This is a genomic window from Paucibacter sp. TC2R-5 (genome assembly GCF_025717605.1).
GTDB classification, from domain to species: Bacteria; Pseudomonadota; Gammaproteobacteria; order Burkholderiales; family Burkholderiaceae_C; genus Paucibacter_A; species Paucibacter_A albus.
Genome location: NZ_JAJIRQ010000007.1, coordinates 1 through 14,454 on the forward strand (window position 1 = coordinate 1; position 14,454 = coordinate 14,454).

The 14,454-nt window shown below is 62.5% G+C and carries 12 protein-coding genes; 7 read left to right on the top strand and 5 right to left on the bottom strand.

The features are described 5' to 3' along the window. Positions 1-200: 200 nt before the first annotated feature. Positions 201-1,985 (bottom strand): phosphoenolpyruvate--protein phosphotransferase, encoded by a 1,785-nt coding sequence (gene ptsP, locus LNV08_RS16260; RefSeq protein WP_263534782.1) that lies wholly within the window; start codon positions 1,983-1,985, stop codon positions 201-203. A gap of 125 nt (positions 1,986-2,110) precedes the next feature. On the opposite strand from ptsP, the gene LNV08_RS16265 reads away from it, so the two are divergent. Next, the gene (locus tag LNV08_RS16265) at positions 2,111-2,947 is read left to right on the top strand and encodes a GNAT family N-acetyltransferase (protein ID WP_263534783.1); all 837 of its coding nucleotides are present in this window, start codon (positions 2,111-2,113) and stop codon (positions 2,945-2,947) included. Positions 2,948-2,962: 15 nt separating this feature from the next. Here the strand turns inward: LNV08_RS16265 and LNV08_RS16270 are convergent, their stop codons facing one another. From LNV08_RS16270 to LNV08_RS16280, 3 genes are all read right to left on the bottom strand, one after another. Then, positions 2,963-3,232: an HPr family phosphocarrier protein gene (locus LNV08_RS16270; RefSeq protein ID WP_263534784.1), complete on the bottom strand. Its 270-nt coding sequence runs from the start codon at positions 3,230-3,232 to the stop codon at positions 2,963-2,965. 6 nt (positions 3,233-3,238) lie between these two features. Then, a complete protein-coding gene (locus LNV08_RS16275; protein WP_263534785.1) occupies positions 3,239-3,643 on the bottom strand; it encodes a PTS sugar transporter subunit IIA in 405 nt (134 codons plus the stop codon). A gap of 75 nt (positions 3,644-3,718) precedes the next feature. Beyond that, on the bottom strand, positions 3,719-4,219 hold the full coding sequence (locus tag LNV08_RS16280) for a hypothetical protein (protein WP_263534786.1): 501 nt from the start codon (positions 4,217-4,219) through the stop codon (positions 3,719-3,721). A gap of 114 nt (positions 4,220-4,333) precedes the next feature. Here LNV08_RS16280 and LNV08_RS16285 point away from each other — a divergent pair, with 114 nt between their 5' ends. From LNV08_RS16285 to LNV08_RS16310, 6 genes are all read left to right on the top strand, one after another. Further along, the gene (locus tag LNV08_RS16285) at positions 4,334-5,551 is read left to right on the top strand and encodes a CaiB/BaiF CoA transferase family protein (RefSeq protein ID WP_263535061.1); all 1,218 of its coding nucleotides are present in this window, start codon (positions 4,334-4,336) and stop codon (positions 5,549-5,551) included. 198 nt (positions 5,552-5,749) lie between these two features. Continuing rightward, positions 5,750-6,934, top strand: a complete 1,185-nt coding sequence (locus LNV08_RS16290; protein WP_263534787.1) for a hypothetical protein — start codon at positions 5,750-5,752, stop codon at positions 6,932-6,934. Positions 6,935-6,998: 64 nt separating this feature from the next. Continuing rightward, positions 6,999-7,508 carry a TlpA family protein disulfide reductase gene (locus LNV08_RS16295; protein WP_263534788.1) on the top strand — a complete coding sequence of 170 codons (510 nt, stop codon included), beginning with the start codon at positions 6,999-7,001 and terminating at the stop codon, positions 7,506-7,508. 27 nt (positions 7,509-7,535) lie between these two features. After that, positions 7,536-8,372: a substrate-binding periplasmic protein gene (locus tag LNV08_RS16300; RefSeq protein ID WP_263534789.1), complete on the top strand. Its 837-nt coding sequence runs from the start codon at positions 7,536-7,538 to the stop codon at positions 8,370-8,372. A gap of 74 nt (positions 8,373-8,446) precedes the next feature. Further along, a complete protein-coding gene (locus LNV08_RS16305; protein ID WP_263534790.1) occupies positions 8,447-8,740 on the top strand; it encodes an antibiotic biosynthesis monooxygenase family protein in 294 nt (97 codons plus the stop codon). A gap of 111 nt (positions 8,741-8,851) precedes the next feature. Further along, positions 8,852-11,542: a bifunctional acetate--CoA ligase family protein/GNAT family N-acetyltransferase gene (locus LNV08_RS16310; RefSeq protein ID WP_263534791.1), complete on the top strand. Its 2,691-nt coding sequence runs from the start codon at positions 8,852-8,854 to the stop codon at positions 11,540-11,542. Between the two features lie 6 nt (positions 11,543-11,548). Here the strand turns inward: LNV08_RS16310 and LNV08_RS16315 are convergent, their stop codons facing one another. Further along, positions 11,549-14,416 carry a sensor histidine kinase gene (locus LNV08_RS16315; protein WP_263534792.1) on the bottom strand — a complete coding sequence of 956 codons (2,868 nt, stop codon included), beginning with the start codon at positions 14,414-14,416 and terminating at the stop codon, positions 11,549-11,551. Positions 14,417-14,454 lie beyond the last annotated feature (38 nt).

The window sequence follows — 14,454 nt, forward strand, 5'->3', positions numbered from 1 at the left end:
TCCGTCAAGTGCATCGAAATTTTCTTTTGCACTTCCTTTTTGCTACCTCTGCCGCTGCCGTGGCGTGAACCTCAGCAGCGAAGCCCACGACTGTAGCACGAAGAATCAAGCCTGCAACGCCAACTCGCTGAAAAATATGCAATTACCCGTCCACGCGGTAGCTTGAGGGTCAGCTCAGTCGCGCCGAACGTTCGCACGGTTTACTGCAAAGTCCGCGCCGGTTTGTTTCTGGCGAAAGCTTGCTCCGCCTCTAGCCGGGGATCTTCACTCCCCAAGATTTCTGGCATGAAGGAGGCAAGGCGCGCCGCATCGGCGCGCAACACGCGCTGTTTCACCGAGGGGATTTGAGACGGGTGCATGGAAAAGCTACGCAGACCCATCCCTAGCAGCAAGTCCGTGAACGCGGGGTCACCGGCCATCTCGCCACATACGCTGACCGACTTGCCGGCCGCTCGCGCCTGCCCGATCGAGCTTGCCAACAACTGCAAGACGGCGGGGTGCCAAGGATCATAAAGATGAGCGACCGCCTCGTCTGCGCGGTCAATCGCCAAGGTGTATTGAATCAGGTCGTTGGTGCCGATCGAGACGAAGTCAACATGGCGCAACAACAAGGGGAGCATCACGGCCGCCGCAGGAATTTCAATCATGACGCCCAGATCAACATGGCTATACGCATGGCCTGCGTCATTGAGTTGCTGCTGAACCTTTTTGACGGCCTCCAGAATCTGCCTTACTTCATGCAGGTGCGCCACCATAGGGATCAGCAGCCGGACCTTGCCAAAAGCACTTGCCCGGTAGATGGCGCGCAGCTGCTGGCGAAACATGCTGGGTTCGGCCAGGCTCCAGCGAATCGCCCTCAGACCCATGGCCGGATTGAGCACATGCTCATGGCGCAATTCACTCGCACTCATACGGTCCAGCGGCTTGTCCGCACCCACATCAACGGTACGAATGGTCACCGGCATGCCTTGCATTGCCTCTACGGCCGCCCGGTAAGCAGCGAATTGCTCATCCTCGCCGGGCAACTCACCATCGCGATTCATGAACAGGAATTCACTGCGGAACAAACCAACCCCGGTGGCGCCCGCCTCAATGGCGCCGAGCGCATCCAAAGGGAGCTCAATATTCGCGTGCAACTCAATACGTTCACCGTCCAGCGTTACCGCCGGCGTATGCCTTAAACGCGCTAGGCGCGCCCGCTCCAACTCGCTCTGGCGCTGCCGGAAGCGATACTCTTCCAGCATGATGGGTGACGGATTGACGATCACGGTGCCCGCATCACCATCAATGATGATCCAGTCATCTTGGCGAATCAGCCGCGAGGCTTCGCGCGTGCCCACCACGGCGGGAATGTCCATGCTGCGGGCAACGATGGCCGTGTGCGAGGTCTTTCCGCCGATGTCGGTAATGAAACCGTGAAAGACGCTGCGCTTGAACTGCATCATGTCGGCCGGTGCAATGTCGGCCGCCACCAACAACAAGGGATCTTCTCCGGCAAAGTCGCGCTGCACAACGCTGGCCGCATCGGCCGGATTCAAACCCTGCTCGCGCGCCAAGGCACTCAAGATCCGCTCGACCACTTGCTCCAGGTCAGCCTTGCGCTCGCGCAGATAGTCGTCTTCCATCTCGTCGAATTGGCGCGCCAGCACCTCAAGCTGAGCGGACAAGGCCCATTCAGCGTTGTAGTGCCGTTCAACAATCCATTGCGTGGCCGCACCAATGAGAGCCTCATCGTGCAAGAGCATCAAGTGCACATCCAGCAAGGCGGCGAGCTCTTGAGGCGTATCGCCCCGCAAGTCCTGCTTGAGCGTTTCAAACTCGCGCGCCACCACATCGCGGGCCCGATAAGCGCGCTGGATCTCGCCTTCAACCTGAGCTGAAGCAACAAAATAGTGCGCGACGTCTACGCGGCTCGACGCCACCAAGACCGCGCGGCCGATGGCCACGCCGCGCGAGACCGGGATGCCAAACACCTGAAAGCTCATGCACCGACTTTAGCAGCCACTCGGCCCTGCTGCCTCGTCACCGAATCGTCATTCATGCGTCATGGCAGCGTCACCGCAACAACCGAGCATCCGCCTGCCAACCAACGACCTAGACGAGGCCGCTCATGAGGGATCTTCCGCTGTCCACCTTGCCCTATTCCGAACTCCGCCCCGCAAGGCTGGAGCACCCGCCGGTACAGCTGCAGCAGCCAGCGCATGGAGCGACACCAAGCCGGCTGGAAGTTTGCTGGGCCAAAACAGAACAAGAGGTGTGCGAGGCGCAGCAGCTGCGCTTTCGCGTCTTTGCCGAAGAAATGGGCGCACGCCTGACCGTACCAAAAGGAACGCCGGCCGGTCACGACATCGACACCTTCGATGCCTTTTGTGAGCATCTCTTGGTGCGCGAGATTGACCCCAAGGACCATTCAAGCCGCGTTGTCGGCACCTACCGGGTGCTGACCCCTGCAGCAGCCAAGCGCGCCGGCGGCCTGTACAGCGAGACCGAATTCGATCTCACACGCTTGCGCAGCCTGCGGGGAAACATGGTGGAGCTGGGACGCTCTTGCATTGATCCGGCCCACCGCTCGGGCGGCGTCATCATGCTGCTCTGGGGTGCATTGGCCGAGTTCATGATCAGAAACAAACTCGACACCATGGTCGGCTGCGCCAGCATCAGCATGTGTGATGGCGGTCATTTCGCGGCCAGTCTTTGGAAGCAACTGGAGAAGACCCATTTGGCCGGGATTGAATGGCAGGTGCGGCCCCGTTTGCCCTTGCCTGTCGATGACTTGCGCCACGATCTCAAGGTCGAGGCGCCACCTCTGATCAAGGGCTATTTGCGCTGCGGTGCCCGCATACTCGGCGCGCCGGCTTGGGACCCCGACTTCAATATGGCCGATCTGCCGATGATGATGCGACTGGCCGAACTACCCGCTCGCTACCGTCGTCACTTCATCGAATAAGCCGCAGGCGGCCGCTCACTGACCCTCGCCGAACTTGTCATTCACCAAGGCGGTGATGGCGTCTTGAGCGGCCTGCTCGTCAGGCCCTTCGGTCTCGAGTTCAACCTCCGAACCCAGGCCAGCCGCCAGCATCATCACGCCCATGATACTTTTGGCGTTGACGCGCCGGCTCTTTCGGCTCATGAAAACCTCGCACTGAAAGCTACCGGCAAGTTTGGTCAGCTTGGCCGATGCGCGGGCATGCAGGCCCAATTTATTGCTGATGGTGAGCGTCGACTTGATCATTGAATCTCAGGTTTCCGAATTGGGGTTCACGGGAATGTCATTCAACATGATGCCGGCCGCACCGCCTTGAACGGCCCGCGCGATCAAGGACGCCAAAGGCTCGCTGATGTAGCAAAGGGAGCGCCAAAGCATGGGCACATTGACACCACTGACCACGCGCACGGTTTCGCTGTGCAAACGCTGCGCGCCGTTGCAAGGCGTGGCGCCGAAGACATCGGTCAGAATCAAGGCTTCTGCATGGCCGGCCGCTTGCAGCAGCGCCCGCGCAGCGCCCTCAACGTCGTCCGCCGACATATCCGGCGTCACGTCCAGCACCGTCAATTGGGCCGCGCAATGCGGGAAGGTGTGCTCCGCCACCACCTTCAAGGCTGTAGCAAGCGGGGCATGGGCGATCAAAAGCAAACCGGGCATGACCTCATTATCAACGCTGCATTTGCTGCGCGCCGCAAGCCCTCCCGTCCTGACTTGCGTACGGCGCCAAACTGCTCACGAATCAAGCTTCAGCCCGGTGATAAAACTCTCCCAGGCGACCGGCTTGTCTTGCGTGCCCAACATCAGCACCTGATAGACCCGCAAGCCGCGCGAGAACACCGCCAGCCGTGCGTGCTGCTGCGTGCCCCGCAGCAACTGCTGCCCGGCCGCCGGGTTGGGCGTCATGCCGGCCACGGTCAGCGCTTCGGTCGATACCGCTTGTGCATTCAATTTAGTCGTCAGCGAGCGCTGCATTTCAAGCAAGGCCGGACCCACCAAGGCCGGATCTTTGAGGTCGGCCCAGGCCAGGGAGAAGGTCCACTCGTCGGCCTTGCATTCAGCCAAACCCATGGCTGCCGGTTCGGCCGCCGTGGCCGGGCGGCTGTTGACCACCGGCTTGCAAGGGAACATTGCCGTGATGCCCGCGCCGACGGGGTGAGTCTGGCGCCAATCCAGCTTGGGCGAACAAGCCGCCAAGCTCAAGGCAAGTACGAGAAGAGGGGCACGTGAGGTCATGGCGGCATTATCCAAGGGCGGCGGCCATAGCCCTGCCCGACAATCTCACCCATGCAAAACCAAGCCGCCCCCAACGAGCCCCCCAAAGAATCCTGCCAAGCGCCCCTACCCCCGATGGCGCTGGGTGGCGTGCGCGTACTCGACCTGTCGCGCGTGTTGGCCGGGCCTTGGTGCACGCAAACCCTGGCCGATCTCGGCGCCGATGTGATCAAAGTGGAACGACCCGGCAGCGGCGACGACACCCGCGCCTGGGGGCCGCCTTACTTGAAAGATGAGCAGGGCCGCGACACCAGCGAGGCCGCCTACTACTTAGGCGCCAACCGCAACAAGCGCTCAATCGCCATCGACATCGCCTGCCCAGCAGGCCAAGCGCTGATCCGCGAACTCGCGGCCGGCGTCGATGTGCTGGTCGAGAACTTCAAGGTCGGAGACCTGGCCCGCTACGGCCTGGACGCGCAAAGCCTGCGCGAGCTCAATCCCGGCCTGATCGTTTGCTCCATTACCGGCTTCGGCCAGACCGGGCCTTACAAAGACCGTGCCGGCTACGACTACGCCGTGCAGGGCATCGGCGGCCTGATGAGCGTGACCGGCGAACGTGACGACTTGCCCGGCGGCGGGCCGCAGAAGGTCGGTGTGGCCGTGGCCGACCTCTTCACCGGCCTCTACGCCACCGTCGCGATTCTGGCCGCCTTGCGTCACCGCGACGCGACCGGCCAGGGCCAGGTCATCGACATGGCCCTGCTCGACACGCAACTGGCCATGCTGGCCAATTTGGGCGCCAACTACCTCTGCACGGGCCAAGCACCCACCCGCATGGGCAATGCCCACCAGAACATCGTGCCCTACCAAGCCTTCGAAGCCAGCGATGGCCATTTGATTTTGGCCATCGGCAATGACCATCAATTTGCCAAGTTCTGCGCCATCGCGGGCTTCCCGGCTTGGGCACAAGACCCTCGCTTCAGCACGAACGCTCAACGCGTTCGGCAACGCGAGTTGCTGGTGCCCATAATCGCAGCCGCAATCAAAACCCGCCCCCGCGACGCCTGGCTCAGCGCCCTTGAAGCCGCCAAAGTACCCTGCGGCGCCATCAACAACCTCGCCGAAGCCTTCGCCGACCCGCAGGTCCAGGCGCGAGGCATGGCAAGACCCATGCCGCACCCCTTGAGCCCCGGCTTGCAGCTGGTGTCCAGCCCCATGAACTTGTCAGCCACGCCGGTGAGCTATCGCCGGGCCCCGCCGCTTTTGGGTCAACACACCCGCGAGCTCTTGCTTGAAGCGGGTCGAACCGAAGCCGAGATTGCGGCACTGTTGCAGACCGGGGTGATCGCATAGGCGCAGGCCACTGCGTCAAAACGTGTGAAAGTGCGCAAATTTCGCGCTTATTGCAGACAAATGACAATTTCAGCGCCAACTCCCCCGGATCAGGGGATGGACGCTGAGGACCATCGCGTTGACGATGGCGTCCGTTGCGGGAATTTGGCCCGCAAGCGCCCCTAAAAGAAAAACAGCCGCCGATCCTCAAGCCTGCCCATGTCAATCCCGCCGTCCACTTCAACTGCCTCCGCCTGCTCAGCCGCCAATGATGTGGCCGGCGAGCCAAGCCCCGTGCAGTGGACCGAAATCGTGCAACAACTGGGTGCTGAAATTGCGGGGCCTCTGAGTTCGGCCTTGGAACGCATCCACGACCTGGTCAGCACCGGTCAGATCGACCGCCAGAGCCTGCGTGCGCTGCGTGAAAGCGTCAGCCAGGCGCGTGAGGCCGGCATGCTGGGCCAGCAACTCGCCCGCCTCGCCTCCGGCCGACTCAAACTGAGCCGCGAGCGCATGCACCTCACGCAAATATTGCGCGGCGTGCTGGCGCAACGCAGCCGCGAAACCCAGGCGCGCGGCATCCAGGTGCGGCAAATTCTCAAGCCGGTTGAGATCATGGCGGACGGCTCGCTGCTGTTCGCACTGCTCAACGCCTTGATGGATTGGGCTCTGGCCAGCACTCACAGCTCGATCGACCTGCGGCTGGATCTGACCCCATGGCCGGCTAAAGCCCGACTGGTGTGCCGCTTTGCTCACCGTTCGCTGGACCTGATCGACGACCCTCGTTTCAAGGAATTGCCGCTGGCCTTGAACTCCCTGGCCTGGCGCCTGGTCGAGCAAACCGCACTGACCATGGGTGTGTTGCCACTGCGGGAGGACGAAGCAGGCATCACCGTGCTCACCCTCGAGTTCCCGCAAATCATCGGAGACGAGCCCGGCTTGATCGCGGCAAGCAGCGAGCGAGAGGCCGGCCGGGAACTCGCCCAAAGCAGCGAGCGCGTGGCCGAGTTCCAGCCGTCCAACAACTCCAAGCCATTGGCCGGCAGCCATGTGCTGATCATTTCCGCGCAGCGCGAGCTACGCGGCCAGATTCAGGCCGCCATGCAGCATATGGGGCTGATCATCGACCTGGCCGGCAGCATGGCGGAAGCGGCGCAGTTTTGCCAGGAAGGCCTGCCGCATGGCATCGTGTTCGAGAGCGCGCTGCGCGGCGACGACTTTGAGCAATTGTTTGCCGACGTGATGCGCGAAGTGCCGGACTTCTGCTTTGTCGAAGTGCTCGACGAGCCCCACCTGACACAGCTCTCCACCGCCACTGCAGACGGCCTGGCACGCATCTCGCGCCTGCACCTGAACGATGCGCTGTCCTCGGTGCTGATGTTCGAGTTGTCCAAAGGGCTTTGACCCTGGCTTGCGGCGGATGACCCACCCGCCGCCCTTGGTTCAAAGCCCAGGCTAAACTGCCGCCATGAAGCTGCAACGTATTTTTCTGCCCCTGCTGGTGGCGGCCTTGGCCGGCGGCGGATTCTTTGCCTATCAAAGCCTTGGCTCCCGCGAAGTAGCGCCGGCCGTCAGCTATGTGCTGCTGGACGGCGCACCGGCCGACTCCAGCCAATGGGCAGGCAAGGTCATGCTGGTCAATTTCTGGGCCACCAGTTGCACGACTTGTGTCAAAGAGATGCCGCAAATCGTCGCAACGCATGAAAAGTTCAAGGCCCGGGGCTTTGACACCCTGGCCGTGGCGATGAGCTACGACCCACCGGCTTTCGTGGCCAATTTCGCCGAGAGCCGCAAGCTGCCCTTCGGCGTGGCGATCGACAACAACGGAAAAATCGCCCATCAGTTTGGCAAGATTCAGCTGACGCCAACCACGCTATTGATCAATAAGCGCGGCGAGATCGTCAAACGCTATGTCGGTGAACCGGACTTCACCGCCCTGCATGCCTTGGTCGAAAAGCTGCTGGCCGAGTCGGCCTGAGCGCAGCAGTCAATAAGCTTGTCGGCCATGTTCGCTTGCTACCTACACCGTGCCGTCTCGATAGCTGTTTGCCTGGCGTTCAGCACTGGGCTACTCGCGCAGACCCCGGCCGAGTTCTCGGCCACCTCAGCCACCGCATCATTTAGCAACGACAAAAAGACGCTGGTGCTCGCGGGCGAAGATGACTGGTCGCCGTACAGCGCCGCCGAGAAGCCCGGCGCCGACACCGACAGCAGCCCGGTCGGTTTCAGTGTTGACCTGGTGCGCGCCGCTCTTGCAAGCCAAGGCATACAGGTGAAGATCATCAACGTACCGTTTGCGCGCTGCATGCTTTACGCTAAATCCGGCCAGGTCGCGGGCTGCTTCAACGCCACCATCACCGATGACAACCGCGCCGACTATGTCTGGCACCAGCCGGCCATGTTCGAGGAGGAGTTGTCGATCTTTGCTCGCGCTGACGCCGATGTGCCCGAACTCCGGTTGGCCGACCTGCGGGGCAAGCGCGTGGCCTATACCAACGGCTACACCTACCCCAGCGAATTCATGCACGACAGCCGGATTCTGAAATCGGTGGCTGTCTCCGATGCCGCCTTGATACGCATGCTGCTGGCCAAGCGGGTCGACTACATCTTGCTCAATCGCACGCCCGGCGGCATGCGCATCAACAACACACCCGAGTTCAAGGGCCGCGCCAAGCGAGTGGGCCTGCTCTCAATGGATGGCTTCTGGGTGGCTTTTTCCAAGCAACACCCGCAGGGCGAGAGCCTGGCCCAAGCCTTCAGCGCTGGGTTGGCGCAGATGCGGCGCGACGGCAGCTATCAGCGCCTGCAAGATGAATTTCGCAAACGGGTGCACTACCGCTGATCGAAGGGCGGGCCGACACTTGATTCAATCATTCGATTTAATCCTTAGCTCCACTGAACCCCCAAAGGCTCTTCATGATTCTCGAGATCGCCGAAATTCAAATTCCGCCTGGCCAGCAGGCCGCCTTTGAAGCCGCCATTGCGCATGGCATCAAGACCGTGATCGCACAGGCCCAGGGCTTTATGAGCGCGAGCGTCCAACATGGGCTGGAGTCACCCGAGCGTTACATCTTGCAGATCGAATGGGCCAGCCTTGAGGACCATACCGTGCATTTTCGCGGCGGCCCCTTGTTCCCAGCTTGGCGCGCCATCGTCGGCCCCTTCTTCGCTCAGCCGCCTAGGGTGGAGCATTTCGAACGCGTCATTTAAGCGGATGCGGTGAAGGGCCAGCTAAGCGCTTGTCTCAGGTCAAGCCGGAAGCCATAACGCTTGGCTAGACTGCGGTTGATCTCAGCCCCGCTGGGGCAAAAAAGCGACACCATGGACAAGCATTACCTGACCCCACTGTTTACCCCCGAGTCGATTGTTGTTTTTGCCGGCTCGCCGGACAGCAGCGAGGGGCAAAGCGCCCACGCCCTGGCGCTGCATCAAGCGCTGCAAGCCCAACGCTTCAGTGGCAGCTTGCGCTTCCTGGATATCCAGAGCACCGGCACCTTGGCCGACTTGGCGCAGGCGCGGGCCGATCTGGCCATCATCGCGCTGCCGCCGCAAGACATCGCTGCCGCGCTGGAGGTGGCCGGGCGCATCACCTGCCGCGCCGCGCTGGTGATCTCCAGCGGCGTCAGCACCGAACAGGCCGCCATGCTGAAGAAAATCGCCCGGCGTGAAGGCATGCTGCTGCTCGGCCCCAACAGCCTGGGCTTTCAACGCCCGGGCCTGCAGCTCAATGCCAGCGCCACCGGGCCGCTGGCACAGGCCGGCTCCTTGGCCTTGGTCTCGCAGTCAGGTGCCCTGACGGCGTCGATGCTGGACTGGGCGCGCAGCAACGCGGTGGGCTTTTCGTCGGTGGTCTCCTTGGGCCCCAACACCGGCGTCGATATTGCCCAGGTCTTGGACTTCCTCGCCAATGACGCGCAGACGCAAAGCATCATCGTCTACCTTGAAGGCATAGGCAATGCGCGGCGCTTTATGAGCGCGCTGCGCTCGGCCGCTAACGCCAAACCTGTGGTGATCCTGAAGGCCGGACGCAAGCCCGCCGGCAACGCCGCCGCACAAACCCACAGTGGCACCATCGTCGGCAGCGACGATGTTTTCGATTCGGCCCTGCGGCGTGCCGGTGCGGTCCGGGTGCGCTCGTTTGTCGAGTTATTCTCTGCCGCCAAATGTCTGGCCTCGCGCTACCGTCCCGTCGGCAAGCGCCTGGCCATCGTCACCAACGGCGGCGGCCCCGGCGTACTGGCGGCCGATTGGATCAACGAGATCGGCCTTGAGCTGGGTCGGCTGGGGCCGGATTCAGTCACCGCGCTCAAGCCCTTGTTGCCCGAGCTGGCCAGCCTGTGCGACCTGATCGACCTGTCAGAAGACGCTGAGGGTCAGCACTACCAGGCGGCGATCGAAGCGGCCGGGCGCGACAAGCAGGTCGACGGCGTGCTGGCGATTTACTCGCCCAAGCTGGGCGCTGACACCACCGCCGTCGCTCGCGCGCTGGCGGAGATGAAGCGCAGCTTAAGCAAGCCGTTGCTGGCCTGCTGGATGGGCGACGCGTCGGTGGGCACGGCCCGCAGCACCCTCAGCGAGGCTTCGATTCCGAGCTTTCGCACACCCGAGGCAGCGGTCGGCGCCTTCGGCAATATTTCGTCCTTCTACCAAAACCAATTGCTCTTGCAGCAAACACCGGCCCCGCTGTCCACCCTGACTAAACCCGATATCGAGGCGGCAAGGCTGGTGATCGAGGGCGTCTTGTCCGAACGCCGCAAGGTGCTGACCGAGATCGAGTCGAAAACGCTGTTGTCGGCCTTTCAGATCCCCGTCACACACACGATTCTGGCGCGCTCGGCCAACGAGGCCATGATGATTGCCACCCAGCTGGGCTATCCCGTCGCGCTGAAGATTGACTCACCCGATATCTCGCACAAGTCCGATGTGCAAGGCGTGGTGCTCAATTTGCAGCATGGCGCCGCCGTCAAGGATGGCTATACCGAAATGATGGAGCGCGTCGCGCGCCTGGCACCGCAGGCCCGCATCAACGGCGTCACCGTGCAGAAAATGGCGGCTGCCAAACGCGGCCGCGAGATCTATATCGGCCTGGTCACCGATGACCCCTTTGGCCCGGTGGTGGTGTTTGGCGCCGGCGGTACCATGATCGAGTTGCTCAACGACCGGGCGATGGAGCTGCCGCCGCTGAACCGCTACTTGGCACGCCGCCTGATCGACCGCTCGCGCGTGGCCGAAACCCTGGGTGACTGGCGCGGCGCCAACGCCGTCGATATGGACGCTCTGGAGCAGCTGCTGCTGCGCGTGTCGGAGATGGTGTGCGAGTTGCCGCAGCTGCGCGAGATGGACATCAACCCCATCATCGTGGACGAGTTTGGCGCCGTCGCGGTGGATGCCCGCATCGTCATCGACAGCGCTTCACTGGCGATCGGCCCCGGTTCGCAGCAATACGCCCATCTGGCCATCCTGCCCTACCCGGCGCGGCATGCGCAGGTCTGGCCTATGCGCGGCGGCGGCGAATACACGCTGCGCCCGATTCGCCCGGACGACGCGCAGATGTTGCAGCAGCTGGTACACAGCTTGTCGGCCGAGAGTCGCTATTTCCGCTTTGTCTCTTCGATGACGGAGTTGCCGCCGGCCATGCTGGCGCGTTTCAGCTTGATTGACTATGACCGGGAGATGGCACTGGTAGCGGTATCCAAGCAACGCAGCCTCGACGCTAACGGCGAAACCGTAGAGACCGAGCGCATCATCGGTGTCTCACGCTACATCACCAACCCCGACCAATCGAGCTGCGAGTTTTCGCTGGTGGTGGCCGATGACTTCAGCGGCAAGGGCCTGGGTTCACGCCTGATGGAAAGCATCATGGACGTGGCGCGCGAAAAAGGCTTGAGCGAGATCGAGGGCCTGGTGCTGGCCAAGAACCCCGGCATGCTCAAACTGATGAAAAGCCTGGGCTTCACCATCAAGCCCTATGCCGAGGACCCCGACTTCAAATGGGTGACGCACGCCTTGTAGTGCAAGCTAGGGGAGCGCCTCGCCCAAGCCCGGCGCCACCAAGGGCAGCACTATCTCGAATTGCGTGCCTTGACCAAGCATGCTGCTGACCGTGATGCTGCCACCGAGCAGATTGCGCACGATGTTGTAGCTGATGTGAAGGCCCAGGCCGCTGCCGCCCTGGCCAAGTCGGGTGGTGAAAAAAGGCTCGAAAATCTTGTCTAGATGCTCGGCCGCGATGCCATGGCCATCGTCCTCAAAGCACAGCAAAACTTGCCGCTCTTCCAGCACCCGAGCACTCAGCCGCATATGGCCGCCTTGCCGGCCAGCAAAGCCATGCAGGCCGGCGTTGATGACCAAGTTACTGAGCACCTGACCCAAGGGGCCGGGGTAGCTGTCGAGGGCCACATCCTCGGCGACATCGACGACCAGCTCATGGCCCGCCCGCTGCAGCAGGTGCGCCAGGGTCAAAGACACCTCTTCGCAGGTCTGGCGCAAATTGAAGACGCGGCGGCGCTCGGAGGTCTGGTCGACCGCTAACTGCTTAAAGCCATTGACCAAGGCCGCGGCCTTTTCCAGATTGCGCATCAACAAGCCACTGGCATCCTGTGTATTGCGGCAAAACTGCTCCAGCTGCGATTTGCGCAGCTGGCCTTGGCTGACCAGCGTCAAAAACTCCTCGCTGCCCTCGTGCAAGGTGCTGGCCACCATCAGGCTGTTGCCAATCGGGGTGTTGAGTTCGTGGGCCACGCCGGCCACCAAGGACCCCAGTGCCGCGAGCTTCTCACGTTCGATCAAGTCACGCTGCATCTGGCGCAGCTCCATCAAGGCCGCGTGGGTCTCTTGCTGGGCCGATTCGGTCAAGGCGTAGGCGGCCGCATTGTCCAGGGCGATGGCCGCATAGGCGCACAGAGCCTTGAAGATAAAACGCTCCCGGTCGCCATAGGCATGCTGGCGGTTGGACTGAATGGAGATCACGCCCAACAGCCTGTCGCCCGCCAACAAGGGGCCAAACAAGAGGCTAAGCGTCTCCAAGGTACCCGGAATCAGGCGCGGCCCGTCACTCTGCTCGGGGGCAAGATTGATCAGCAACTCCTCCCGTTCGCGGGCACAGCGCGCAAAGACCGAGTTGCCATGCAGATCCAGGCTCTCGCTGGGCAGTTTGCGCCCGCCTTCCGAGCCGTAGGTCAGCACCAGCTTTTGCGGCGTGCCCGCTGCGGCCTGCGCCGGCTCCACCATGAAGACCACAAAGCTGGCGGCATCCAGCAGCTGCTCGACATGCCGATGCAACGTCAAAAACACGCTCTCGGCCTGCAAGCTGGCGGTAATGTCGCGCCCCATCACGCCCAGGACTTCCAAGGTCGCCGTCGTTTCCCGCAAGGCCTCGGCCGCTTGCTGGTGCAGTGCCGCCTGGGCCTGGGCCTGCTCCAGCTCATGCTTGACTTGCATCGCCACTGCACGGCTTTGAACGGTGGCTGTTTGCAAGCGGCGGAAGGCCATATCGGCCGCCAAGCCATGCTCGTAAGCCAGCTTGTAATTGCCCGCCGAGGCCTCGGCCGCCGCCAATTGCTGCCTGAGCTCCGGCGAGGGCTCATAGTCGGGAATGGTGGCCGCCAGCGCCAGCGCCCCGCGCAGATAGTGAAGCGTCAACGAAGGGGCTTGCCTCTGCGGCGGCAGCGGCAAACCCGCGTCCGGCGGCAATTGCGCCAGCACCTGCATGGCATTGACCTGACCCAAGACATCGCCCAAATTCGTGGCCAAGCTCAAAGCAGCCGTGGCCTCCTTGGCGGCCGCTTGATGTTGACCGACCTTCACCAGTGCGGTGGCCAAACCACATTGCACCAGCAACAACAAGTCGGGCGCCAGCTTCAGCTCGCGCTGCGCCGCCAAGTCCGTGAAGGCCCGAACCGCTTCGGCAAACTGGCCGTCCGCCAACTCCAACTCCGCCAGGTCTATCGCCACCTGCGCCTGCGAGCGCGAACCCGGCAGGCGCGCCATTTGTTTGGCGCCCTCAAGCATGAAGCCGCGCGCTTCGCCATAACGCCCGAGTTGCCGCATCGCGCTGCCTATCTTGGCCAGACATAGCCCCAAGCAGGCCGGCCAGCCGACTTCGCGCGCCAGCAACAAATCACGCTCATGCATGGCCAAGGCCGTGTCCAAGTCTCCCAAGCGCAAAAACGACTCGGCCGCGTTGCTGCCGGCCACCAAGGCCCGCCGCAGCTGGCCGATTTCCAGGCCGATTTCGTGGGCACGTAAAAAATGCTTGATCGAGGCGGCAGGATCGCCGGCCAGTGCTGCAGCCAGCCCATGCGCATTGCTGATCCAAAACGCTACGGGCAATGGCCGAGCCTGCTCAGTCGGGAAGCTCTGCGAGATGGCCGCCGACGCCGCCACGGGCTCGTCAAACAAGGCCATCGTCAAACAACGCGCATGCAATGCGTCCTGCCGATCTATGTCTCCCGCTGCCGCATAGGCCACCCGCGCTGCGTCCAAACTGGGTTTGGTCTGGCCCTGTCTACCGCTGTCCTCCAAGACCTGCGCATGCAGCCAATAGGCATCACCGAGCCCCGCCATGTCCCGACAAGCTTCAAACTGCGCAATCGCTGCGAGCACCAGTTGCAAGGCCGCGCCAAGCTCGGCGGACAGCAAATTCAACTCGGCACGCACCAGCGTCAGGCGCGCTGCAAGGGGCTCAACTTCGGTAGTCTGGATCTGAACTCCCAAGCCCTGTAGGCTGCGCTCACCGGCTTCGACCCAAGCCAAGGCCTGCCGGCTATCGGTCTGACGCCAGTACCAGGCCAAAGCCACCAGGGTTTGCGTGCGCGCCAAGCCCGACTGCCCGAGCAAGCCTTGCTCCAGCGCGATCACTTCAACTTTGGGCAGGAATAATTCCATCTCAGCGCCTATCGAGTTCTTTGCACTCTACGCCTCCT